Below are 25,275 nucleotides of genomic sequence, written 5' to 3'. Positions count from 1 at the left end.
GCCATACGAGAGCCATGCTGTAGCCACCATCTACTGACTTTGAACAAAAAAAGGGACGCTGTCACGTCCCAAAACTTACTGATACTCACCGACTACTAGGCTACTTTTTTATTAGTCAGCGCCAACACACTGGACACGGCCACTTTCAGCGAATCCCCAACGCGCCAGGTTGCCTCATCGATTGACTTTTTCACCTCGGCTTCCGCTTCAAACTCTGCTTTGCTACGCACCCAATCAAGCAATCGTGAAGCTGTCACGTTGAATCGAAGCATGGCTTGTTGATTGAACTTCAAATGACGATTACCGTTTTGATAGAAACGAATATGCACAAGCACGACTTGTTTGCCTTGAGGGTCAATACCAGTGATCACTAATTTGTCGCCCGCACTCATCGACCGGTAATCACAATCCCCGCCGATATTGGCATAGCCAAGCAGCTTAAATACCACCATCAAATCGTTGCAAAACCCTTTGGCGCCATCGTTGAGCCCTTTCTCATAAGAGTAGCTACCAAAGTTGTTCCAATGGCTGCTAATGAATCGATAGTCCAGCAGATACTTGGCTTGCTGATTGGGGTTATCGTGATTGTGTCGCCAGTCATCGCGGTACATGTGCTGATTCGACACATAGTGACGACTTATCGCCGCTTCACTGGTGAGATCTTTATAAACCTCTATCAAGCTTTCTTCTATCAGCTCGTTGGCCATTTCGACGGCAAACGAGACGATATACACCGCATTGGTATAGGTGAAATCCAATGCATTGGCTTTGAGGGTATTAAGCATTTTTTCGCGATTGGATTGGGTTAACCGGCTTGAGAGGGTATCGAGTTCATCAAACAGTAAGCCCCAATAGACATTACGATACCCGAACAGCTTTTCTTTGACGCCATCACGTATCGAATCGTATTTCACGCCAAGCTCTTGCAGCAACGCCGCATCGAGGGCACTGATTTTCTTGTACTCATCGAGAACGTGGGCCAACTCACGTTCGTAGCTATCGAGCAGCGCCCACAGCACGCCACGAGATTTCACCACCTCAAAGCATGGCGTGCCCTCGGTTTGCATTTGCTTGCGAATGCGCTCTTTCTCCGCATGCTCATAGAATTTATTGGTGGTTTCGCTGTAGGTTTTCTTGAGTCCTAGCTCATTCTCAATGAACTGCTGAAACGGACACGTCGCATTAAGGCCAATGGTAGGGCGATAGCGATAGCTATCACGCCTTAAACATCGCTGGTTGTGTCGCTCGGTCTCTTTCTCAAAGTCGTTGAAAGCAAAGCGCACCACGTGAACACGCGCACGGGCCTGGCGGTCTGCGTCGAAGAAATCCGATTCGGCAAGCACCTTGGTCGTGGTGATGCCGCGCTGCTTAATAGCCTCAGCGATACCGCCATCGAGCTGCCAGCGCTCAGGGATAACAGCATAGAGCACTTTAAAGTTAAGTTGACTAATAAGCGCCTGCATCCAGCGAGAAAACTGGCTGTAAGGGGGATTGCAAAACGCGATATCCGCGTTTTTGCTGATAAAGTTGGTTTCATCGAAATCCGTGCCAAGCAAGGTAATGTCTTTGCTTCGATACGTGTCAGTGTGAACGGTGGCTTTTTCAATGGCGAACTGCTTCATTGATTCGCACTCGTCATGCACAGCCAGCGCTTTTGTCATGGCCTGCAATACCCGCCCATCGCCTGCCCCGACATCGAGCAATCGAACATCGTGACGATGACGCTTATCGAAACTGTGGGTTTCCAGTAGTGACAACACGTCACCGGTCACCACATCAATTTGTGCCTGAGTCGTCGGATAGAATTCGAAATCTTGGCCAACCTGTTTCAACGCCTTTACCGTCAAACGGGTTTGACGGCGAGAGCTATCGCTTTGTGCAGTTGCCTGAGCGTCCAACGACGATACGTTGGTCGCGTTTTGGGTGTTAAGGTGAGTGTGAGTCGAGTACATAACCATGATGGGCCTCCTTGTGGGTTGAGAATCACTTCGTTTATTGCCTGACTTCCCAACCTCAAAGCGGGCCCGCATTGACAAGGGCGCAACGCGGCGAAGCCTCCCTTGGCAACAGGAAGCGATTTGAGAGGGAGTAAAGTCAGTGAGCAATAACGAGGGGTTCAACACCAAAGAAGCGGCATGCGTGTGGACTGGCGAGCTTACTCTGTCAATCCCACTTTAAAATGTCCTCCCTCCAGCAAAGTAGAAATATCCTGTTGGTGAGAGGATATGAGTGAATGTCAAAATAAGATATTGAGGTTATCTTGATGAACGTTTTTGGACATTAGCTTGCATCACCAAACCGTAGTATCAGATTCATTTTATGCAATATATTGTGCGAAACATGCAAAGCATGGATTAGCTCCCTGAGTCATATTTACCCTATAGCTCCTGAGGTAAGCACTTAACGAGGTTTATTGCGCAATACATGGTTTCGGAGTATCCTTTCACGCCAGACTACAGCGCTAAAGCCGTATTATGCGGTAGATTTGTTCTTTACTGGTACTGAGTGTGAGTTTTTTATTTCTTTGATTGCGACGCTTGATTGAATTGACCACACATAAGGTAAGCGCCTCAACTCAGAAACCTTTTCATAGTAGGTATCCAAATCTTCAGCAACCATTTGAACCATAAAGTCCGCCTCACCCGTTACGCAGAAGCATGTTAGAACCCAATCAAATTGTTGGATGGCAATCTCGAACTTTTCGGTATCTTCTGGGTGATGGCTGTTCAACTTAATCTGACTAAAACCTACAACAGATAAGCCAAGTTTCTTTCGATCAAGAACGGCTTTATAGCCAAGCACGTATCCATTATCTTCCAGCTTTTTCCACCGCCTCCAACATGGGGTGTCACTTGAGTTAACTTTTTCGGCCAGTTCACTGACCGTGATACGGCTGTTCTCTTGGAGAGCCTCAAGGATATTTAAGTCAGTTTTAGTTAGTTTATCGGTTGTATTTTTCATTATCTAAGGGGTTTGGGAAATATTACTCCTAATTTCTCGCATTTTAACGCAATAAACAACCGTATTTTTCCACGGACTCTTTGGCACAATATTGAACCATAACTTACATAAAGCGCCAATTTTTCAAGAGGAAAGGATAGAAATGAACTGGAACGAACTAATTGCACTTATCAGCATCACAACAATAACTATAGTAACCCCAGGTCCCGACTTTCTCGTAGTAGTAAGAAATACTATTTCGGGAAACAGGCTCAGTGGCATCAGGACAGCTTTTGGTGTTTCGTCAGCTATTTGGATCCATATAGCATACTCAATACTGACAGTGAAGTATGCTACTGCCAACTCAGACCTACTGATGAGCATACTCAAGTATTCAGGTGCATGTTATCTTTTTTACCTTGGCATCGGTGCTATTTGCTCAAACTCATCGTTAAACATTGAGGAGGCTAAGACCTTTAACAGGAGAAATGGATATTGGCGGCAAGGTTTTCTCAATAACCTTCTCAACCCCAAAGCCACTTTGTTTTTCTTAAGTGTCTTCAGTCAGTTTTTAAATCCAAACAGCGAACTAACCATCCAATTAGGGTGCGGGTTACTTATTACAGCAATATGTTTAGGTTGGTTTTCATTGGTGCCATTTTTGTTCACCGCACCAAAAGTAAAGCCGCATTTAGTCCGTATTATGCCGCTCTTAGAGAGGATTGCTGGTTTATTGTTTATCGGCTATGCAGTAAAAACGATCATCACATGAAAACTGCATAAACATTCATCTAGATACAGAGGAACGTTGAGGCATAGTATGGCAAGTATTGGGAGAAAGCGAGCATCAAAGCCTAAATTTATGCTGTAGTTTAGGTCTGAATTAGTACTGTTTAGGCTTTGATATAGCTTTGTCATTTAGAAGAACTGGCTTTAAACTCGTTAGGGTTAACTAACACTGGGTTTAGTGCTTTTAGCTGCTCTATTGCTCTTTTTTGTGCCGTCCGTTTCGGTGCTGACTTACTACGGGTTCGCTTTTGCTGTTTCTCAAACTCATCTTGCTGTTGCTGCGCAAATTTTAATACTTTACCGAGACGTTTGTTGTCAACGATCTGTGTTTGATCAACGCTCGCGAGTTTATCGAAAATCTTGAAACTCAGCTTACGTTCGCCATATTGAACAGCAATTCTACCGTCTGGGTAATCCAGTACTTTAACAACCTCATGCACCAGACGTGTGTTTTCTTCCGTCGCATCAATGAAGTAAACAACTTTATCGTATTGAAATGTAAGAGATTTAGATAGTTTTCTGGTTTCTTGCCACGAAAAAATATCATCAAGTTCGTCTGCATTTTCTCTGATAGGGCGATGTAAGTCTTTGGGGTAATTTGCTGGTTTAGCAAAGCGGGAATTAAAGTCATCGATGAAGTAGGGTAGCCATGCGTTCGCTTGCTCAATCGTATCGATATTATGAAGACGCATTTCCTTTACCAATCGATCCTGGAGTGTCTTATTGGCGCGTTCGACACGACCTTTAGCCTGAGAGCTGTTAGCGCATATTAGCTCTATACCTAGATCACGCAACACTCGTCCAAATTGAGTGATACCTACACGCTTGTGCTGCTCTTGGTTAACGCGAAATATGGAATGTTTATCGCTGTAGAACGCGACGGGTTTACCGTGCTGATCTATATATTGTCTGGTAGCCACCATATAATCGTAAGCCGACTCCGTATCGCTGAATCTCAAATTCATCAAACGTCCGGTGGCATCATCGATATACACGATGAGACAGCACTTAGGGCTTCGACCTTCGAACCAGTCATGGTGAGAGCCGTCTATTTGTATCAGCTCTCCAAGACAGTCACGACGATAGCGAGGCTGATAAATCCGAGGCTGACGTTGAGAATGTGGAACCCAAAGACCATCAGCAATCATCCATTGGCGTAATGTCTCATTGGAAACAGGTAAATTATGGACTTCTAACAGTTTTTCTTGCGCTAATGTCGGAGCAAAATCCGCATAGTGCTTTCGGACAATAGACAAGATAGTCTGACGATAATGACTAGGTAGACGATTATTACTTGGCTTGCCACGAGCCCCATGAGCCAAACTTGCTGCACCGGATTCCCGTAAGCGGTTCATAAGTCTCTGTACTTGGCGTTCACTTAGATTAAGGATTTCGGCAGCATCCACACGACGTAAACGACGTTCACACACATCATTGATTACTTTATAACGCGAAAGGTCTTTGTCACTCATAGTTACCAACATCCCAATGCTCCTTAAATGAGTTCACATAAGAATGAGAGTAGCTGTAGAACTTAAAAAGGAGACATTTTAACTTTGCTATAAAGTGACATTACAACTTTGCCGCTCACCGTTCACCAAAAGGTGAAATCAAGAGGACATTGGCGCGGCGACAATGGCATCGCAAGGTGGAAAGCGGAGCCAGGGCCATGCACTGGCGACCACCTTATTGACCGCGAACACACCAAAAGGAACAGATTGTGTAAAGCCGATCACTTTAATCTGGTTAAAAAGCGCGCACTATTATGCACGGTGTTGTTTATGCTGTGTTCGCTGCGGCTGACCATTTTCCTATGAAGTGATTCGGCTAGGCAGAGTACAAGGCGGGAAGGGGTAAACAGCGCGACCCGTCCTACAGGGCCAACCTCCGTTCTGTAGGATGTGATCATTCAATAGTTTGCCTTCGGGTAACTCGTATAGAAATTAATATACATTCTTATGTTCTTTAACCTAGGCGAGCCAGATAACGGTATAACCGACATCAGCTCGCCACTTTTTTGCCCTCCCATCAGAGTGGTTTCGCCTTGGTAATTTCACCTTGCTCATCGACGTTAACAGGCGTGCCGTCAATCATTTCCAAAATCAGGTAAGTACGGGGCACATAGAGGCAGCCCGCTTTTCTTGGCAGCGTTAAACCGAGACACGTTGTCAGAAAATCGACGCTCACTTGATAGGTATGAATCGGGGAAAAGCTCGTGCTCTCCCCTATCACAGCTTTATGCGCTTGGATGGAAGTGAAGGGGTGCAACTCGGTCAGGAAGAAATGGGGGTGATCGTCTTCCATGCGCTGAACGGTAAGGGGGTTGATGCGGCAAATCACCGATTCGCCGTTAGGGATATCACAGAATCTCATGATGTGGCTCCTTGTGGCTGCGCGTTGAACGCGTTAATAAACTGATGCGCTTTACTGGCGAGGGACGCCGCTTTGAAAATGAATTTCTTGTCATTTCGAAGGGTTTTCAGCCAGTCAGCGAGATAGTTTTCGTGTTGGATGTGCTCACCGACCACGCCGTATTCTGCGAGAACGAACGCCGCACCTAACTCGGCCACCAACTCTTCAAAGGCGTAATCTTTTGAGCCAAACGGGTTCTTGATGTTGCGGTCACAACGAGAAGCGTGACCGGTCCAGTGGGTAAGCTCATGGAATAGGGTCGCGTAGTAACTTGCGCTGAAATGAAACGCGTCACGGGGCGGCATCACGATGCAATCTTGCGAAGGGCGATAAAAGGCTTCAATACCTTGGTGATGAATTGTTGCTTGAGTAGACTCAGCAAGGCGGTCCAGCGCCTCGATGGATTCGAACTTATCAACACAGTGCTCTTGAGGCGGCTCTATCGCTAGGCCATCGATTTGCTCAGCGTTAAATACGGTGAAGACTTTGATGACCGGAATGTGTTCGATTTCGCCGCTGTCGTCTTCGCGATCCCACGTTTTGTAGAAGATGATTTTGGTGCCCTTCTCCCCTTTACGCACCTGAGCGTTGACACTCATCGCTTGCTTGTACGTCATCCATTGATTGCTAGAAAAACCGCGCTCATCTTGCGCAATCCAAAGCAGCAAAATATTGATACCTGAATAGTGTGTGCCCGTGACAGGGTTTTGAGGCATGAAGGAGACGCCACCATTCCACGGTTGCACCCATGGTTTCACGCCGGTTTCTAGCGCGGCAATCACGCGCTGCGTGACTTGCTCATAGATATCATTTTGTGCAGTTGTCTGAGTGGCCAACGGCGATACGTTGGTTGCGCTTTGAGCATTAGGATGAGTTTGAGAGTGGTGTGTAGCCATGACCGGCCTCCTTGGTTGTCTGAGTATCACTTCGCTTGTCGCCTGAACCCTCTACCTCAAGGCGGGGACACATTGGCAAGGGCGCGATAGCGGCTTCGCCCTCCCTTGCGAATGGGGCAACGTTTTGAGATAGCTAGAGTTCAGCGTCGATGGGCGTGGTGATAGGAGCCAGGAAGAGACGGCATGCGTGCGCACTACCGAATTACTCATCGTTCGCTCAAAGCGCGAAAGGTAACGAGGCGAGGCCGAGGCGCAGCCATGAACGAAGGACTGGCGGAGTGCGTTGGGTGATTGGGTATCTGGAACTTAGAAGCACATTGAGCTTGGCTCAATAGCCGTGCTTCAAGTTAGCGATACGAGCCGCTGCGCGGCGAAATGAACCGAGTGAAACGTAGTAAAACGAAGTGAAACGTAGTAAAACGAAGTGAAGGGAGAACGCCCATCAAAGGGAGCAGAAGACAAGTTGAAGTGGCGTTCTTGGTATTGTTAAGTTGCTATGGTTATCTTACCAAACCCATAGCAAGCAGGAAAAAACCAAAGAAGAACAGGCAGCCAGAGACCAGTAATATTTTTCTCAACACGACTTGGATCTTTTTTCCTTCCTTTGTGAGCTTATGACTATCAAGAAAAAGAAAAGCGAAAGACTCAAAATATCTTCCGACCCCACTTTCTTCTTTCTTGTAGCGGCTCAAATAGACACCGCCAAATGTCGCTACGAGTGAGAAAACGACAAAAATAGCAAATAGTAAATGACGGTATAGATCGTAGTAGCTCATATTCTCCCCAAAAACGATGGACTTCCCTGAAACTGGCAACCACTTTACCAATAGTTTTTGAACTCTGCTATGCATACAGGCAAGCAAGAAAAAGGGCGCAATGCCCTTTGTGCTTCAATCTCGATGGAAAGTCAGCCAATTCCAACCCGGCATAAACTTGTGATGCAGACCTTGTAAAAACTCAAGGCCCGCTTCGGTCACTTCCCCTTGTGATATGCCTTGCTGCATCAAGCGCAAAAGGTATTGCTTGTTGCCGAAATACGACGACTTCGCCCCCGCGCACTCTGGCTTTGGGATAGCCCAAACGGTTTCGTTTGCGTCAAGGTACAAGTCCCAGTTGGCGTCGCCAATAAAAATGCGTGTCATGGATTGCGTTTTCATGGTGGTACTCCCTGTTGTGTGTCTGACTGACCGCACGCCGAGAGGCGCACCACGGCAAGGGCGCACAGCGGCGAAGCCTCCCTTGCCGTGGTGCGTTGATTCGGGGAGGGGTAACAAGGACACGAAAAACAGGGAGACGCAAAAACACCATCCATTGCAGCACATTTAGCAATGGACGGATTCGAGACAAACAGAGTGAAGGCTATCCCCTCGATGGAGGGGATAAGAGCGAATTAGTTGAACAGCTGAAGGGCAAGCGAACTGATAACGCCAACCAGCGTGGTGATAAGTAGCCAGTTAAGGCGGTCGAATTACTTGTCGAACTTGGTTTCGAGTTTATCAAAGCGTTCATCGACCTTATCGAAGCGGTCATCCATCTTGGTTTCAAGCTTCTCAAAGCGCTCATCGACTTTGTCGAAGCGTTTTTCCATACGCGCTTCCAACGCGTTCACCTCTTCACGGGTCGCGTTGTGCTGCGCTTGGTCAAACAGGAGTTTGAGCAAGTCTTTTTGTGTGATGTCGCCGGAATTACTCATATCGTTAGCCATCGTGGTTCTCCTTGTTGAATTGTATCGTAACGTGGTGAGTGGCACCGTGCGGATTTTTTACCTAGCGTTGCAGGGGTTAATGAGTGAAAAACCACGGCAGCAATGTAAAGAGAGGCACGATGGCGAACTCACGGCATCGCGCCACTTGCTGCGGCCTTACTCAAGCGCAAAGCCGCCCTCGAAAGAGCGGCCATGGTGAGTTAGAACCCTTCGGGCATCCATTTGGCAAAGTGATCTTTCTGCTTCTTAGTGAGCGAGTCGTCACCACCGGATAGCCACGTATCAAGCTGCGCCACGATATCGCCTTTTTTCATGGCCTCCCCCATTGCCAACCATTCCGGTGACATCACGGGTTTAGCGATATCGAGCAATGCCGTTTTGTTGATGCGTTTAAGGAAACTGTCAGTTGTTGGCCTCCAATAATCGGCGGCATCAAACTCAAGCATTTGGTACACGAACTCATAGTTGAATCGGTGGTTATCTGTAGCCATCGATGGTTTCAGACTTGACGCCACCGCGAACGCAACCTGCTTTTGTTTTTCCTCTGCATCGAGCTTCACGAACGCGTCGAATCGTTCTTGATAGGAGTCGGCTTCTAACCATGATGAATCCAGTGTTTCTCTTAGCGCCAAAATGCGTTCGTGCGCTAGGTTTTCGCCAAAATCACCCTGCTTTGGCTCGGTGTAGGTGCTATGCAAAGCCGCATCAACGGGGGTACTGGTGTACATTTCGAACTCTTTTAAGCAAATCGTAAAGTACAGCAAATCGATAGCGAGTTGGCTTTGCTGCATCAATGCATGTTTCGCCATCGCCAAACGGTGCGCTTGCAAATCGTCAGTCAAAGCATTGAAGTAAGTGGATTCGACTTCCACCGAACTCGCTGCGCTCTCGCTTGAACCGCCCTCGCCTTTTGCGTTGCCTTTCTCACTACTTTTCGCGGCGGCTTGTACCGCTTTGAGTGCCTTACGTTCAGACTTAGCAACCAGCCCTTTTGTCACTGACACTTCGCCGCTCCAACCGATGGTCAGGATGCAACCAGCCAGCGCTTTTTCGGCTTTCTTGTACTGGCCTTTATTGGGTGTTAACTCAAGATAGCCTTTGGTTTCGTTAAAGGTGCGCTGCAAGATGTTTTGCGTCCACTTCCACCCTTGGGCTTTGAGTTTGTCGCCTTCTTCATCGAGCTTGGCATTGGCAAGGGTTTCGACAAGGGCGCGGTCTTCGAAGTACACTTTTTCAGAGAACAAGTCCGAGGTCACTTGACCACCGGCTTGTTCATACGCGTCTTGGCCAACAAACTTCACCAAGTAATGGCTATCTTCCAGTGCTTCCTCTTTGAGTACCGTTCGAAGCTGATTATCGCTGTACATGCGCGGATTCTTTTTCACGCTCTCCCACACTTTGGCTTGGTGTTCAGGGGGCGCGATGGTAAACACCATGACTTTCTCAAGGCTTAACTCGCCTTCCTTGTACGCTTCCAATACCTCGGTATGGACGCCAGCGAGTTTCATGCGCTGATGAACGTAAAGCTGTGTTTTACCAAAGTGCTGCGCGACCGTTTCGACACTCGCCCCTTTCTCAATCATGCTGGCAAAGGCGGTGAACTCGTCGGCAGGGTGCATCGCGGCGCGAGTGATGTTTTCGGTCAGCGACATTTGCTCGGCGTAGTGCTCGGCTTGCTGCTCGGTGAGCACCTTCACAGGCACGACATCATCTAGACTCAAATCGCCGTCATCGACCAGTGCCAACAACTGCTGAAAACGGCGACCGCCTGCCACTACGCCGTAGCCGTCTTGCGTCTCGGGTAGACACACAAGGTTTTGGATAATGGCTTGCGCTTTGATGGACGCTTTAAGCTCAGCATCTTGTTCTTCGGTGGTTCTCACGGTGCGAACGTTCAGTTCTGACAAGAACAGGTGGCCAATTGGAAGCATGCGAGTGCCTTGATCTTCTAAAAGGGTGAGGTCGTAGGCGCTGCTTGCGTTGAGTTCGATTACTGTTGTCATAATGCTATTCCTTATGCTGGGTTGGATGGGTGTTGCTCGATGGTCAAAGTTAGAGCGGCAAGACGTGCGTAATACGCGTTCAAGTCCTCGGCGCTCAATTCGCTGTGGTGTTCCTCTAAAAAGGCCAGTTCCTCTTTGGCACGTTCCACTTCACGCTCAGAACTTGCTCTTAGAGCATCATTTTTAGGAGAGCTTTCGCGCCCAGCGGCGAGACGCTGGTCGCTTCTTGTTGGGTTACTGCGCGTAGTGGTTGGGTTTGGGTATGTCATAACGCTGTCCTTCTTAGTTGGTCGTATCACTTTTCGGAGCCGCTTGACTGTCCCTTCCTTCGGCATGGTTCGCATTCGCAAGGGCGCGCAGCGTTCATATACCCTTGCTAATGGGGCTCTGACGTAGGAGGGTTAACAGGCAGCGAGCATCCGAGGTGAGACGACGCAAAGAAAGGGTATTGGACACAACAAAACCGGCCCGTAGGCGCAGTTAGCAAACAGAAGTGAAATAGGATGAGGCAGCACGACGAATCGCAGCCAGGTGCTAGGCACCGGCTGTCAGCGTTGGGTGATTGGGTACCTGGAACTTAGAAGCACATTGAGCTTGGCTCAACGCCTGTGCTTCAAGTTAGCGATACGAGCAACATGGCTGCGAAATGAACCGAGCGAAGCGCAGTGAAACGAAGTGAAGGGAGAACGCCCAACAAAGCTAACAGAGTGACTTTAAGACGTTAAGCAGAAATCAGCATCAGTTTATAAGACAGCATCGCGATGACGATACCGACCACCAACAGCCTCAAAATAGGCTTTTGCTTCTTGGTTGAAAACAATCGACGTGGGTTTTTATACAACTTGCTATCATCAAGTTGTCGCCATTGAAGCCACACACGACCAATGGTACTGATACCCAGACCGACCAAGACTAAAAATACCAACACTTCCATGCCATACATCCTTAAAAAGAGAAGTCAAATAAACAGAAACATGTAGTTCGTAAGAAAATCGTAAATGTCCGGCTCACCGTAAAAAAGAAAATGGAGCACGATAACCAGCATCAGACCAGTACCAATCCGTACCAAAACAGAAAGGCATCGTTTTACCATGCTTCCCCGCTCGACTCGTCCAACAATCATTAGTGAACCAAATGAGTTTCGTTGAAATGCGAACCGAGGCATAGCGGTAGATTGACTAGCTTGGCAAGTTCAGAGCAATAGTTTTGCCAAGCATTCAAGGTCTTCTCACTGCCAAATATGGAAAGCACTTCTTGATTCACGAGATCATCATAGACATGGCGAGGACTGCAATCATTAGCCAGAGACGCGGCCAATGATTCAATACACTTCGCCTGCAACTCTAACATCAACAGCCGATTGTCCAGATCGGAAGAGTTAGGATCATAATCACGTACCAAAGTTTTGCCTTGGCATGCGCTACGAAAATTGACAATCGACTTACTCATTTCTCGTTGCATCATCCAAATACACACTGTTCCGCAATGGTGAACTTTCGTCAGATCCCTATTTGCTGAATTCATCCCTACTCTCCTCTCAACGATCCGCAGCCACCTTCATGCCTTGCTGCTTTCTCTTTTAAGCCACGAGAGATCACGATCAGACCTCTCACACGACAGTTCTTTTTGCGCTCGCAACACATCGGTGTAGTTGAACTGTCTTTTGACGCCTTTTTTGCCGTTTACTTTAAGCGGCGGCGTGATGATCGGTTTACCCTTGTAGTGCAAGCCACCGCCTTGGGTCCATTGCAGCAATTGAGGTTCAGTCAGTTCAAGAAGCGCTGCCGCTTGCTCTGTCGTTACGGATAAAATTTTCATATCACCCTCACTTATCACACCAGTGTCAACCAAACCACTATAGCCTCAATATGTAATCAGGTTAATATTAAACGTCTAACACTGACCCAATCTTGGTGTTTATTTGAGCAATTCTTGCACTACATCAATAACCATGTGCTTTTCCTTTCGCTTTACCCGTGCTTCTGGTGCACGCGGCGTAACATCGCTAGCTATCCATCATTCAAAACCACGGCAATCAAGGGCACGATGAACAACCTATAAGCAACAAGGTGAGCATAGTGAATGATCATCAACCCGAGCAACAAACACACTCGGTGACTTACGTCGGATTTTGGGCGAGGTTAGGCGAAACCATTGTCGATTCGATTCTTAGGGGCATCATCTCATTTATCGTTATCTTCATTGCGCTCTATGGCGGTATGACGAATATCCAGATTCGATTTGGTTCGATGTGCTCGATTTGTTGATGAACACAATCTTTCCCGTCGTGGTGCTGTTAACCTTCTGGATAAAGCATCAGGCTACGCCAGGCAAAATGTTGGTGTCGGCAAAAATCGTCGATGCTAGAACAGGTCGAAAGCCGCCCACCTTTCGTTTAGTCATTCGTTATTTTGGCTATATCCTCTCGACGCTTCCAATAAGACTGGGATTCTTTTGGGTTATCTGGGACAAAAGAAAGCAAGGTTGGCATGACAAAATGGCAGGCACAGTGGTTATTAAGGTAAAGCGCAACCCCATGGAGCCCGACCACAAAGACGATAGCCATCGTCCAAACGACCCAAAGGACTCGCAAAGCAATTGGATCACCTAAGCGGGACAGGGCTCTATGCCGCCCTGCAACCCGCGGGACCCAACGGTCCTTAAAATACACACCATTTCAAGGACCATCGCGTCTTATATTAAACTGATCACAAAATGCTTCCCTACTCTTGTCTTGACCATCCACTGAAACACGTTTCTGGACATAAATCACTTAGATCAATAGCTCTAATTTATTCCATTTTGATTACTATTTTTGACTGAAAATGGCGGTTAGTTGATCTTTAATCAAATGACAAGTGCATAGATATTCAAAAGGCAAGGTATGAACCTTGCCTTTGGTATTTACTTATACCAGCCGTCAGCTAGAACTTCTGCTTGCTCTAACACAAGCTTGATGGCTTCCTCTGCGGCATCAGGTGGGTACTTCCAGCGGCGCAATAATCGACGAACAAGGTTACGCATTCGAGCTCGTACACTCTCCCGCTTCTGCCAATCTACGGTTGCAGACTTACGAAGTTGATTAGTCAGTTCTATAGCAAGCTTACGTAGGTTGTCATCCCCCAACTCTCGAACCGAAGACTCGTTTTCTACCAACGCACGATAGAAAGCGATTTCGTCGACTGAAAGGTTAAGTCTATCTAGTAACTCCGCATCTTCCTGCATTTCCTTTGCCCACTGAATCAGCTCTTCAATAACCTGAGCCGTTTCAATGTTGCGGTTGTGATACTTTTGAAGTGTAGTCATGATACGGTCAGAGTATTTCTTTTCCTGAATCACATCATTCTTCATGCGAGCTTTGACCTCATCTCGCAGTAGCTTTTCTAATAGTTCTACGGCAAGGTTCTTCTCTTTCATGTTCTTGACGTCTTCAAGGAACTCTTCGGACAACAGTCCAATATTAGGCTTATCAAGACCAACCATAGAGAAAATATCATCCACACCATCAGCAACTACAGCGTTATCCAATATCTGTTTCAGAGCGGTATTACGCTCTTCATCAGTACGCTTTTTATCAACTGTTGAGTGCTTGATGAATGCGGCCTTAATTGCAGAATAGAACGCAATTTCGTTTTTGTAGCCAGCGGTCTCATCCATTGTGTTACAGAGTGAGTAAGCCTTTGTGAGCGCCGCCATGATATCAAGGAAGCGACGCTTGCCATCTCTCACTTCTTTACCGTTACTATCGCTGTGTGACAAGCCTGATAAGTGGTTCACAGCACCGGGGAGCAAGCGAAGAGCGTCTGTTTCAAAGTCAGGCCGATAGTTGAATATGTCACCATCAACAGGCGTAGCAAACATGCCTCGAATGATATCGACCTTTTCCATCAACACAGCAAAGGCTTCTGCTGTGTCTACAGTTGGCTGACCTTTTCCCTGACTGTTGGTATAAGTCTTAAGGGCATTTTTCAGCTCGTTAGCAATACCGATATAATCCACCACTAGGCCACCGGGTTTGTCTTTAAACACACGGTTTACTCGGGCGATAGCCTGCATCAAGTTATGGCCTTTCATCGGCTTATCGATGTACATGGTATGACAACACGGTGCATCAAAGCCTGTTAACCACATATCGCGCACAATCACTAATTGAAGTTCGTCCTCGGTATCTTTGTAACGCTTCTCAAAAAGCTTTTTCGTTTTCTTGTCATGAATATGAGGCTGCATCTTTTCTTTGTCTGATGCACTACCTGTCATAACAATTTTGATTGCCCCTTTTTCAGGATCATCGTTATGCCACTCTGGTTTTATTGCCACAATAGCATCGTACAGGTCGACACAGATCTCACGACTCATCGCTACAATCATCGCCTTGCCGGGAAATGTAGAAGTACGGGTTGTGAAATGATTAACGAGATCTTTTGCCACTTGCTGTATTCGAGGTTCCGCACCAACAAGCTTCTCTAACGCAGCCCATTGTGATTTGATTTTCTCACGATCTGCGGTCTCTTCGTCTTCTCCAATTTCATCCTCAACTTCATCATTTAGACCTTCGATCTTGTCCTGATTGATATCAAGTTTTGCTAAGCGTGACTCGTAGTAAATCGGAACGGTTGCACCATCATCAACGGCATCTTGAATATCATAGATTGATACGTACTCGCCAAACACACCGCGAGTGTCTTTGTCATCCATGGCTATAGGAGTGCCTGTAAAGCCAATGAACGAGGCATAAGGCAGAGCATCACGCATGTACTTAGAATAACCAAAAACGTACTTGTGAGCTTTTACAGCGCCATTTTCGTCCTTTACTTCAACCAGTTTGGACTTGTTACCATACTGACTTCGATGTGCCTCATCCGAAACTACAACAATATTTGCTCGCTCCGATAGAACTGGGTGTTCGGTTTCATCGGCTAAAAGTGCGAATTTTTGAATGGTGGTGAAAATGATGCCGCCTGATTGACGATTAAGTAATAGTTCTCGCAAGGCATCACGATCATCAGCTTGCTGTGGGATCTGTTTGAGCGTCTCTTGTGCCATGCCGAACGTGTTGTAGAGCTGACCGTCCAAATCATTTCGGTCTGTGACGACAACGATCGTTGGGTTGTTCATAGTTGGCTGCTGAAGCAGTTTGCTGGCATAGCACACCATTGAGATACTCTTACCACTTCCTTGAGTGTGCCAAACGACACCTGCCTTACCACTTCCGGGTTTAATTTTATCTAAGCCTTTTGTCGCCTGAACCTGATATTTTGCAATGTTGTCAGCCACCAAAGGCAAGTTAGCATCGGCTTGCTTCGCTTTTACTGTCGCTTCTACTGCTGCCCGAACGGCGTGAAATTGATGGTAGCCAGCGATTTTCTTGATGATTTTGTCGTTGTCAGTTTCGAATAAGACAAAATAGCGAATGTAATCCAACAAAAGATCGGGGTTGAAGAAGCCGCGTACCATTGTCTCCAACTGGAACTCAAGCAATGGCTTATCATCTTCACCAGAGACAGTCTTCCAAGGCAAGAAGCGTTCTTTATTTGCTGTTAGTGAACCAACACGAGCCGTCCAACCATCACTAATGACTATGGCTTCGTTGAACGCAAACAACTCACCAATTTCATCTTTGTAGGTCTGTAACTGGTTGTAGGCATTCCAAATGTCAGCATGTTCATCCGCTGGGTTCTTTAGCTCTACAACTGAGATAGGAAGACCGTTAATAAACACGACCACATCTGGGCGACGATTGCCTTTAGTACCTGTGATGGTGAACTGATTAACCACCAAAAACTCATTGTTATCTGAATTAGTGAAATCCATCAAACGGGCATGGGTGTGCTTTGGGGTTGGCTGACCATCTTCAATGACGGTGTATTCAACGGGCACCCCCTCAATCAATAGCTTATGGAATGCTCGGTTGTTTTTTATTAATACCGGAGTTTCAGGGGTGCTTACCGTGTTCACGACCTGATTGAGAGTCTCTTCCGGCAGTTCAGGGTTTAGGATCTCTAACTGATAAAGCAAACGTTTTTTGAGCACCACTTGATGATAGTCATCACGCTCTGGAGTGTCGCCATCTGGTGCGATGTCGTAGCCATTTTTATAGAGGTAGCCTTCACCGATGAACCAATCAAGGCAGAGTTGTTCCAATTGGTCTTCCGTTATTTTCATATAGCGTCTTGCTCCTCAAAGCTGGTGCTTTTCAACTGACGATTGACTTCAAGCAACGCTGACTTAAAAGCTAATTCAAACTTTGTCATGTTTTGTATTAGCCATTCGATGATCTCAGGCCAATATTCGCGGTTGTAGCCGTCAAATTCCTTGCTCACTTTTATTCGACACGCCTTTTTGCCATCAAGCCTTTGCCAATCAATCGGAGAGCCGAACTTCGTCTCTATATCAGATCGTTGCTTAAATAACGCATCAAAGACAAAATTGTTTTCCTCTGGGGCCTGTCGACTGAGGTACAGCTCAACACGAGCTTCTTTAGTACCAAATATTAAATTGAACCGACAATTTCTCACACCAGAACCAGCACCTAACCACTGGTCTTTACTCGGGCTAATATTATCGAACATGCGACACGAACTATCGGTCATACTTTCGAGTAGCCGCTCCCAAAACTCGTGACGAATTTTATGGCGGTGCTTAATCTCGATAGATGTGCTTTTTTCTTCTGCTTCTTTGGCATTCATACCAATCATCAGTTCTTTAGCCTCTGGGGTCGGTATAATTTGCTCGACATTGAGAAACAGCTCCTGAGCCATCGCATACGGCGTAACTTTAAAGCACTGAACTTGGATATCATGATTAAGTAACCACAGTGCTGTACTCGTCACCTCTTTGCGGAAGTTTGCAGCCACAAGCATTAAACGTTGGTTGATACCTGAATTTAAAACGACTTCACTTAGATCGGGGGCATCTAAGAACTCACAAAGCAGAGCTCGTGCGTCACCACCACCGCAGAAGCGCTCCAAATAGCTTTGGAAAATTTCCACGATTTGTGACTTCGTTAAGTTAGAACAATAAGACGCGTATTTGAGTGCTTGCCACATGACATCTCGTCCAGTGTCGTCGAGCTTATTTTCGATGATGACAAGATTTCCGTCTTTGTCTAAAGCCAACAAATCGAGGCGCTCTCTCGTATCATCAAAGCCATCAAACTCCTTCTGGATGATAAGCAACTCTTCACCAAGTGCGTCGGGTTGATTAGCTAACCACTCCTGCAAATGGTCACGCTCTCTGAACCCCAAGTCACTAAAACGTTTAGTTTCGATCCTAGAAATTCGATTAGATTCGGTATCAATCTTAAACACGTCTTATTGTCCTTTTGATTAGTTCTCGGTTGCCGTTTCTAACTCGATTTCGCCGGAAAGCAATTTAGGAAGAAGCGTATCTCGAAGCTTTTCAAGGTAAGAATTCTCAACTAAGTTTTGAGCTTTCTTTTCGAATAGAGGAGCAATTAACTGACTAAATTTGTCTGCAACCTTCAGATCAAGAGCGACCTCAATTGCCATTATTTTCTTAGGAGCTGTGTGTTTCACTGTGGAACCAGTCACACCGCCCAAAACTTCATTTCTGTAGCCGCTTGAACAGAAAAATGAATAGAGATAATTTTTGATATCTTGTTCGATCTTAAGTTCGACTTTTCCGATTCGCTGATTGTGTAGATAAGTTTTACCTTCACTTTCAGGAACAAAAGCAGGATACCCAAGAGTATCCGCCTGTTTACTCAAGTCCGTCATGGTGACCATCAGGTCTCCCTTGGTAAAGATATAGTCATCAGGAATAGGGCCATCGTAATACTTAAGCTTATCTAGCTTTATACCGCCACCAATGCGAAAGTTCCCGGGAGTTACACAGATGTCGTCTGTCTCTTGGTCAGAAAAATATGTACCTTTAAAAGCGAAGCCATGTTTGATGTTGATGTAGTTAGATAGAGGTGAAATATCCCATCCTTCCGGAATCAAACCTAGCTCAGACTCAACGAGCTTTTCTGGGAATAGCGAGGCAGTAGCCGCATCCATACCCTCTGGTTGCTCGCCATTCATCTTGGCTTTGACTGGGTCGAAATCGACAAACCATGACTTGAAGATGGTTTGTGCCATTTCTTCTAGGGTTTGGTTGATTTGAGTATTGAGAGCTACTTTGGATTCTAGACGCGAAAGACTACTGCCTATCTCCCTTTGTACCTCTTTATTCCTTGTAGCATGGACTTCAAAAGGATAAACAGCATTTCGGTTTAACGATTTTTGAGCGCTGCCAGAATTAAACTGATCGAAATTCACCGTTTTTAATAAGTAGTAGATATATTTAGGATCATTGTCTTTAAAATCAGTCACATAAAGGCATGTATTAAGAGGCCAGTAGTCTTCATCTACAAACGAAACTTCGCCCATTGAGTTACCACTGCGCCCTACAATGACACCTTCACCAATGCATTTGGCTTCATTATGGTAGCCTGTTATCCCTGACGAACCCATAATTGGAATACTTCCTTCAGCCCTTTTTGAAGAGGGAAGATCGTGCCCCCTTTGCAAAGTAATGAGTTCACCTAATGGAATCATTTCCCAATCACAGCTCATAACCCAACCCCGCTAGGTTCTTCTTAATCTCAGCTTCTAAAGTTGCTGATTCTGCAAACTGCTCAGCCAACTTTGAAGTCAGCGTTGCCATCTTCTCAGCAAAAGGAACGCCATCGTCCTCTTCCTCAGCCGCGCCAACATAACGGCCCGGAGTTAGCACAAAGTCATGTTTGGTAATTTCTTCAAGTGTTACTGATTTGCAGAAACCAGCTTGGTCTTCATAGCCAACGCCATTAACTTCTTCACCCGTTTTCCATGCATGGTAAAGGTCAGCAACTTTGCGGATATCATCAAAGTTAAAATCACGTAGAACACGGTCTTTCATATAACCAAGGTTACGGGCATCAATAAACAGCACTTCACCTTTGCGAGCACGCAGTTTACGACCTGCTTTGTCAGTACGAGCAGTCTTGTTCTTAGTTAAGAACCAAATACATGCGGGAATCTGAGTGTTAGTAAACAGTTGACCGGGTAGCGCAACCATACATTCAACAAGATCGTTCTCGATAAGCGCTTTACGAATCTCACCTTCATTGTTGGTTGTCGAACTCATCGAACCGTTTGCCAATAGAAGCGCCTGAGAACCATCAGGAGCAAGGTGGTAAAGCATGTGCTGCATCCATGCGAAGTTTGCGTTACCTGCTGGCGGTTGGCCGTATTTGAAGCGCGGATCGTTATCATCAACACCTGTATTCCACTCTTTCATGTTGAATGGAGGGTTTGCCATGATGAAGTCAGCACGAAGATCAGGGTGCTGTACATTAGTGTATGTACTTGCAGGCTCTTTGCCGAAGTCGTAGTCAAGACCACGGATCGCCATGTTCATCGCTGCTAGCTGCCACGTCGTGTGGTTGTATTCTTGACCGTAGATAGAGATTTTCTGTTTCTGCGTCAGTGCATCAACTTTCTTTTCGTTAGCATGACGCTCAATGAACTTCTCTGACTGTACGAAGAAACCACCGGAGCCCATTGCTGGGTCATAGACACGACCTTCAAATGGTTCAATCATCTCAACGATTAGCGATACAATTGAAGCTGGCGTATAGAACTGACCGCCTTTCTTACCCTCGGCAAGCGCAAACTGACCCAACATGTACTCGTATACATGACCGAGGATGTCTTTACTGTTTAGATCAGCATGAACAAACGGGATTGTAGCAATCAGGTTGATAAGCTCATTCAACTTAGCCTGATCGATCTTCAAACCTGAGTAAGATTTGTTAAGTACGCCTTTCAGTTTCGGGTTGTCACGTTCGATACCCTCAAGAGCGTTGTCAATAAGGTGACCAACAGAAGTAATCTTCTTCACTTTACCGTCAATTTCGAGGTCAGCACCACCAATCACAAGTGGTGCGTTATCTTGTAGGAACTGCCAACGTGATTCCGTCGGCAGCCAGAACACGTTTTTCTCGGTGTAGAAGTCACGTTGCTCTAGCTCGATAGCAATCTCTTCTGCCAACTCTTCTTCAGAAAAATCAGCAGGGTCTAGGTAGTATTCGTGATCTGGGTTAGCAAGGTCAGCTTTAATCTCGTCCTGACGCAGTTTAAACGCATCAGAGACGTATTTAACGAAGATTAGACCTAACACTGCATGTTTGTACTGCGCTGCGTCTAGCGTTGATCGTAGCTTGTCTGCCGCTGTCCAGAGCTTGCTTTCAAGCTCCTTCAGGAATTGTTGTTCTTGTTGGTTCATTTCGGTTTTCTTTGCTTCGAAAATAATGCGTGCATTCTACCAGTAAACATGGGGTTTTCACTGATTTATGCCTTACTTAATAGTGATTTTTATGAAGTAAGGAGCACATCATGGTGGCTTGGAACAAAGGTAAACGAGTTGGTCAGAAGAAAGCGTTCAAATTAGAGGATATTTGGCGGATTCGAATTCGGTTGGAGCTTGAAGAACGACTGTTCGAGTTAGCGCTTTTTAACCTTGCCATCGATAGCAAGCTTCGGTCATGCGACTTAAGGAACTTGAAAGTGCAAGACGTTAGTCGCAGTGGTTGCGTGATGTCCAAAACCATAGTTAAACAGCAGAAAACTCACCAAGAAGTTCACTTTGAGATCACTCCCAAGACTCAGCAGACGTTATCGCAATGGATCATTAAGAATGCGTTGTCACCTACTGACTTCTTGTTTCCTAGTCCACGCAGAGAGGGGCAGCCCATCTCGTATCACTACTACACCACATTGGTTAATCGATGGGTTACTGACATTGGACTAGATAAAACTCAATACGGAACGCATTCACTTCGCCGCACCAAAGCTTCTTTGATCTACGCCAAAACCAAGAACTTACGAGCTATCCAGTTGCTTCTTGGTCATGCTAAGTTAGAAAGCACGATTGAATACCTTGGTGTCGAGATTGAAGATGCACTAAGGATTTCGGAGAGTTGTGAGACGTGAGGGTCAAGGCCAATGGCTTAAGTTGTAAACAAAATGGTCGTCGTTTGAGTCCCCCAACGCTAAATCTTTCACACAAATATAAGAAGTGTATTTATGACTATTCAGCACATTAAAGTTGGCAGTGTTCCCGATATTATTGAGCTAACACCAAACCCCAATCAGGAAAGTGACTCTCATCCTTTTACCCTATCAACGAATAGCACATGGGGAGAGCAGGGCTCTGAAATATCAATAGAGAAATTACGCCAAAATATCGAGCCTTGGTTAACCGCTCTTTTCCAATCCGAACATTTAAATCTATTGATCGGTGCAGGTTTGAGTACGTCTATTCAAATGTCTGCTACGGGTGCACCACCCGCAGGAATGGGGTGGATCAGTGATCTAACAGTCTGTCAAAGCGAAATAAATACATCCGCAACAAACGCTGCCACTGCGGCTGGGCGCGCACAGGGAAATATAGAAGATCAAATTAGAGCTATTAATGAACTTATCAAGGGACTTGAGATTCTGACGGTATTGAATACCCCGCAACCTGTAAACCCTCCAGCTCCATTTGTAGCCTATAGAGACCTAAAAGCTGATTTAGATGCGATTAAGGGGGAGTTGTCTCGATGCCTAGGTGAGTTCTCAAAATCTGTCAGTACCGGAGAATACTTAATTAAAAGTGCTGAACCAGAACGGAAAGAAGAAACTTTCAACTATCTTGTGAGCTTCTTAATGAGCTTTGCGAGTAGAACCGCCACACGCGATAGGTTGCATATTTTCACAACGAACTACGATCGAATTATCGAGGTTGGTGCTGAACTTGCTGGTTTAAGACTCATAGATCGTTTTGTTGGAAGTATCGCTCCCGTTTTTAGATCCTCAAGGTTAGAAGTTGATTATCACTATAACCCTCCGGGAATACGTGGGGAACCAAGATATTTAGAGGGTGTGGCCCGTTTTACTAAGCTTCATGGCTCTCTTGACTGGCATGAGCAAGAGGGTGCGATAAGGCGTTTTGGTCTACCCTTTGGAGCACGCTCTGTTGAGCCGTTTCTAGAAGCTGAAGGTCACGAAAGCAATAGCTATGAACAGCTAATGATATACCCTAATTCAGTCAAAGACAGAGAAACCGCAGAGTACCCCTATGTTGAGCTATTTAGAGATTTAGCAGCAGCAACTAGTCGTCCAAACAGCACGCTGGTCACATATGGCTATAGCTTTGGTGATGAGCACATAAACCGCGTAATTGAGGATATGCTAACAGTTCCATCTACTCACCTAGTAATTATCGCTTTCGGTGACCCACTTGGAAGAATTATGAGTTTCATCAGAAAAAGTGGAAGAAAAGCGCAAATCACGTTACTGATGGGCGATCACTTAGGAGACCTCAAAACTTTAGTTGATAACTATCTACCCAAACCAGCCATAGATAAAGCATCAATAAAAATGGCTAAGCTACTAAAACAACGAGGTTTCGTCCAGTCGGAATCCTCAAATTATACCACTACCCCTGAGGTAACACTATGAGTTACCTACCAATTGAAAGATTAGAGCAGCTACGAATCGGAACTGTTGGTTTCGTATCTCCGAGCGAAATTAGAGTATCCTTAGAAATAGACTCCCCAGACTCTGTGTCTCTCCAAGGAGGTTCTCCTCGCAATTTCCCGAGAATAAACAGCTATGTCCTGATAAGCAGCGATGAGGGGTTTCTTGTTGGACAAGTTGAATGGATTGGAATTGAACATTCGCCTTACCCTAAACGAAAAGGCTTGCAAGATTTTGGATTGATCGATCTACCTTTCCCACTAAAAAAGCTGAGTATCAATCCTGTAGGCACATTGAGAAGCGATAGAAAAAGTGATGGATTCAAATTTTCTAGAGGCACAGATGCATTTCCCTCTGTTGGTGATTCAGTCCTCCTGCCAACTGACCAACAATTAAGATCGATAATCGAATCAGGTGAGAATAGAAGAGTTAAGATAGGTGATAGCCCCTTAGCCAATAATGCAGAAATTAAAATTGATCCCGACAGACTTTTTGGGCGACACGTAGCTGTTTTGGGTAACACCGGAAGTGGGAAGTCGTGCTCTGTTGCAGGGTTGATCCAATGGTCGTTAGACGCTGTGTTACGACAGGAGCAGACTCCGAATGCGCGATTTATAATTTTAGACCCTAATGGTGAATACAATCGAGCATTTGGCCCACTGTCAAAATATAAGGGAAATTTACTACGCGTTGATGCTAACTCTGAGGCAGGAGAACTAGATTTAAAAGTACCTTCATGGCTATGGAACAGCTCCGAATGGGGAGCTTTCACTCAAGCAAGTTCAAAAGTGCAGCTCCCTTTACTGCGCCGTGCTTTGAGAGCCATGAGAAATGATGTTTTGTCAGAAGACGACATAACAATTCAAGCAAAACACTTTTGCGGGATACTTCTCGTTTCTATAAGGCAACTAGCAAGTCAAGGTCAGATATATGTAAATGGCGGTCATGCCAAGGGTTTGGTTGAGAGCTTGACTTCATGGGAAAGTAGTCTGTCCACACTAAACGAGAAAATTGCTAGCCAACCTTTCAACAGCTTACTAAGCACTATAAACACTTTTCTGTCCTCTCGAAGAGGAATACAGTGGCCTGCTAAGCCAGAAGTCAGTGATACAGACAGGTTGATCGCTGATTTAAAAGAATCTCATGTCGCTCTCGGCGGTGATGAACAAGAACTACTTCCTAAAAGTGAAGATACACCCGTTCGTTTTGAAGGGGATGACTTTGTCGCATACCTAGAAGCTTTAGCACAAGAAACAGGAACAGAGCAGTTCGTAGAGTTTCTTTTAACTCGAATTCGTACAATGTTAGGTGATACTCGAATTAGTGCTGTCACTAAAGATTCGGATCAACCTATCAGCCTAACAAACTGGTTAGACACTTTTCTTGGGAAAGACACGCATGGTGCAATAACCGTGATCGATCTCTCTCGTTCCAAATGAAATTATTCACCTCGTAACAGCGGTTATCTCTAGAGTAACATTTGAAGCCCTTCAACGTTACCGGAAAATGACTGGAAAACCACTTCCAACAGTAATGGTTGCAGAAGAAGCCCATACATTCATCAAACGTTATAAGGAAGAAAGTGAGAGCCAATCTGTCTCCGATGTGTGCTGCAAAGTATTTGAAAAAATCGCTCGTGAAGGGCGCAAATTTGGTTTAGGACTAGTCGTATCATCCCAGCGACCTTCTGAACTATCCCCGACGGTTTTATCTCAATGCAATACTTTTCTATTGCACAGAATCAGCAATGATAGAGACCAAGAACAAGTCCATAGACTTGTTCCCGATAACATGAGGGGCTTATTAAGGGAGCTTCCTTCGTTGCCATCACGCCATGCAATTTTACTAGGATGGGCTTCGGAGTTACCCGTTCTAGTTCGAATGAAAGAACTGACTGAAGAGCAAAGGCCGCAATCTGATGATCCTGATTTCTGGAACGTATGGTCTAATTCAACATCGGAACCTCGTGAGGTAAACTGGCAACTCATTGCAGAAGAATGGCAAAACCGAGACTAATCATACCT

Annotated in this window: 22 protein-coding genes and 1 pseudogene; 6 read left to right on the top strand and 17 right to left on the bottom strand. The window is 45.8% G+C overall.

Going from position 1 to position 25,275, the window contains the following annotated elements:
• Positions 1-95 precede the first annotated feature (95 nt).
• Both AC6I8U_RS25610 and AC6I8U_RS25605 read right to left on the bottom strand, forming a co-directional pair.
• The gene (locus tag AC6I8U_RS25610) at positions 96-1,958 is read right to left on the bottom strand and encodes a class I SAM-dependent methyltransferase (protein WP_498019853.1); all 1,863 of its coding nucleotides are present in this window, start codon (positions 1,956-1,958) and stop codon (positions 96-98) included.
• A gap of 514 nt (positions 1,959-2,472) precedes the next feature.
• Entirely contained in the window at positions 2,473-2,961 is a 489-nt protein-coding gene (locus AC6I8U_RS25605) for an Lrp/AsnC family transcriptional regulator (RefSeq protein WP_498019852.1), read from the bottom strand.
• 142 nt (positions 2,962-3,103) lie between these two features.
• Between AC6I8U_RS25605 and AC6I8U_RS25600 the strand changes: the two genes are divergently transcribed.
• A complete protein-coding gene (locus AC6I8U_RS25600; protein ID WP_498019851.1) occupies positions 3,104-3,712 on the top strand; it encodes a LysE family translocator in 609 nt (202 codons plus the stop codon).
• A gap of 142 nt (positions 3,713-3,854) precedes the next feature.
• On the opposite strand, the gene AC6I8U_RS25595 is transcribed toward AC6I8U_RS25600, so the two are convergent.
• From AC6I8U_RS25595 to AC6I8U_RS25545, 11 genes are all read right to left on the bottom strand, one after another.
• Positions 3,855-5,201: an ISNCY family transposase gene (locus AC6I8U_RS25595; RefSeq protein ID WP_498019876.1), complete on the bottom strand. Its 1,347-nt coding sequence runs from the start codon at positions 5,199-5,201 to the stop codon at positions 3,855-3,857.
• 556 nt (positions 5,202-5,757) lie between these two features.
• Positions 5,758-6,102: a hypothetical protein gene (locus AC6I8U_RS25590; protein ID WP_498019850.1), complete on the bottom strand. Its 345-nt coding sequence runs from the start codon at positions 6,100-6,102 to the stop codon at positions 5,758-5,760.
• Entirely contained in the window at positions 6,099-7,037 is a 939-nt protein-coding gene (locus AC6I8U_RS25585; protein WP_498019849.1) for an ArdC family protein, read from the bottom strand. Before AC6I8U_RS25585 ends, AC6I8U_RS25590 begins: the two co-directional genes overlap by 4 nt.
• A 500-nt stretch (positions 7,038-7,537) precedes the next feature.
• The gene (locus AC6I8U_RS25580) at positions 7,538-7,813 is read right to left on the bottom strand and encodes a hypothetical protein (protein ID WP_498019848.1); all 276 of its coding nucleotides are present in this window, start codon (positions 7,811-7,813) and stop codon (positions 7,538-7,540) included.
• A gap of 114 nt (positions 7,814-7,927) precedes the next feature.
• Positions 7,928-8,194, bottom strand: a complete 267-nt coding sequence (locus AC6I8U_RS25575; protein WP_498019847.1) for a hypothetical protein — start codon at positions 8,192-8,194, stop codon at positions 7,928-7,930.
• A gap of 311 nt (positions 8,195-8,505) precedes the next feature.
• Entirely contained in the window at positions 8,506-8,742 is a 237-nt protein-coding gene (locus tag AC6I8U_RS25570; protein ID WP_498019846.1) for a hypothetical protein, read from the bottom strand.
• A 200-nt stretch (positions 8,743-8,942) separates the two neighbouring features.
• Positions 8,943-10,745 carry a ParB/RepB/Spo0J family partition protein gene (locus tag AC6I8U_RS25565; RefSeq protein WP_498019845.1) on the bottom strand — a complete coding sequence of 601 codons (1,803 nt, stop codon included), beginning with the start codon at positions 10,743-10,745 and terminating at the stop codon, positions 8,943-8,945.
• Positions 10,746-10,756: 11 nt separating this feature from the next.
• Entirely contained in the window at positions 10,757-11,014 is a 258-nt protein-coding gene (locus AC6I8U_RS25560; protein WP_498019844.1) for a hypothetical protein, read from the bottom strand.
• A 452-nt stretch (positions 11,015-11,466) separates the two neighbouring features.
• Positions 11,467-11,679: a hypothetical protein gene (locus tag AC6I8U_RS25555; protein ID WP_498019843.1), complete on the bottom strand. Its 213-nt coding sequence runs from the start codon at positions 11,677-11,679 to the stop codon at positions 11,467-11,469.
• Positions 11,680-11,867: 188 nt separating this feature from the next.
• The gene (locus AC6I8U_RS25550; protein WP_498019842.1) at positions 11,868-12,269 is read right to left on the bottom strand and encodes a hypothetical protein; all 402 of its coding nucleotides are present in this window, start codon (positions 12,267-12,269) and stop codon (positions 11,868-11,870) included.
• Positions 12,270-12,302: 33 nt separating this feature from the next.
• A complete protein-coding gene (locus AC6I8U_RS25545; protein WP_498019841.1) occupies positions 12,303-12,563 on the bottom strand; it encodes a hypothetical protein in 261 nt (86 codons plus the stop codon).
• Positions 12,564-12,823: 260 nt separating this feature from the next.
• Here AC6I8U_RS25545 and AC6I8U_RS25540 point away from each other — a divergent pair, with 260 nt between their 5' ends.
• Together AC6I8U_RS25540 and AC6I8U_RS25535 are read left to right on the top strand one after the other, a co-directional pair.
• Positions 12,824-13,012: a hypothetical protein gene (locus AC6I8U_RS25540; RefSeq protein WP_498019840.1), complete on the top strand. Its 189-nt coding sequence runs from the start codon at positions 12,824-12,826 to the stop codon at positions 13,010-13,012.
• A complete protein-coding gene (locus AC6I8U_RS25535; protein ID WP_498019839.1) occupies positions 13,012-13,356 on the top strand; it encodes an RDD family protein in 345 nt (114 codons plus the stop codon). Before AC6I8U_RS25540 ends, AC6I8U_RS25535 begins: the two co-directional genes overlap by 1 nt.
• 293 nt (positions 13,357-13,649) lie before the next feature.
• On the opposite strand, the gene AC6I8U_RS25530 is transcribed toward AC6I8U_RS25535, so the two are convergent.
• From AC6I8U_RS25530 to AC6I8U_RS25515, 4 genes are read right to left on the bottom strand one after another with little or no spacing between them, the layout of a single operon-like run.
• Positions 13,650-16,907 carry a type I restriction endonuclease subunit R gene (locus AC6I8U_RS25530; RefSeq protein WP_498019838.1) on the bottom strand — a complete coding sequence of 1,086 codons (3,258 nt, stop codon included), beginning with the start codon at positions 16,905-16,907 and terminating at the stop codon, positions 13,650-13,652.
• Positions 16,904-18,052, bottom strand: a complete 1,149-nt coding sequence (locus AC6I8U_RS25525) for a DUF4268 domain-containing protein (protein WP_498019837.1) — start codon at positions 18,050-18,052, stop codon at positions 16,904-16,906. The genes AC6I8U_RS25530 and AC6I8U_RS25525 overlap by 4 nt, the downstream gene beginning before the upstream one ends.
• Before the next feature lie 18 nt (positions 18,053-18,070).
• Positions 18,071-19,321 carry a restriction endonuclease subunit S gene (locus AC6I8U_RS25520; protein ID WP_498019836.1) on the bottom strand — a complete coding sequence of 417 codons (1,251 nt, stop codon included), beginning with the start codon at positions 19,319-19,321 and terminating at the stop codon, positions 18,071-18,073.
• The gene (locus AC6I8U_RS25515) at positions 19,311-21,014 is read right to left on the bottom strand and encodes a class I SAM-dependent DNA methyltransferase (protein WP_498019835.1); all 1,704 of its coding nucleotides are present in this window, start codon (positions 21,012-21,014) and stop codon (positions 19,311-19,313) included. The genes AC6I8U_RS25520 and AC6I8U_RS25515 overlap by 11 nt, the downstream gene beginning before the upstream one ends.
• A gap of 110 nt (positions 21,015-21,124) precedes the next feature.
• On the opposite strand from AC6I8U_RS25515, the gene AC6I8U_RS25510 reads away from it, so the two are divergent.
• From AC6I8U_RS25510 to AC6I8U_RS25500, 3 genes and pseudogenes are all read left to right on the top strand, one after another.
• Entirely contained in the window at positions 21,125-21,721 is a 597-nt protein-coding gene (locus AC6I8U_RS25510) for a tyrosine-type recombinase/integrase (RefSeq protein ID WP_498019834.1), read from the top strand.
• Positions 21,722-21,814: 93 nt separating this feature from the next.
• On the top strand, positions 21,815-23,233 hold the full coding sequence (locus AC6I8U_RS25505; protein WP_498019833.1) for an SIR2 family protein: 1,419 nt from the start codon (positions 21,815-21,817) through the stop codon (positions 23,231-23,233).
• A pseudogene (locus AC6I8U_RS25500) lies at positions 23,230-25,267 on the top strand (ATP-binding protein). Before AC6I8U_RS25505 ends, AC6I8U_RS25500 begins: the two are co-directional and overlap by 4 nt.
• Positions 25,268-25,275 lie beyond the last annotated feature (8 nt).

The sequence above is a fragment of the Vibrio sp. KUL80 genome (genome assembly GCF_059725495.1).
The sequence above is the reverse complement of the archived record's forward strand: the minus strand, read 5'-3'. Positions and strand labels throughout refer to the sequence as shown.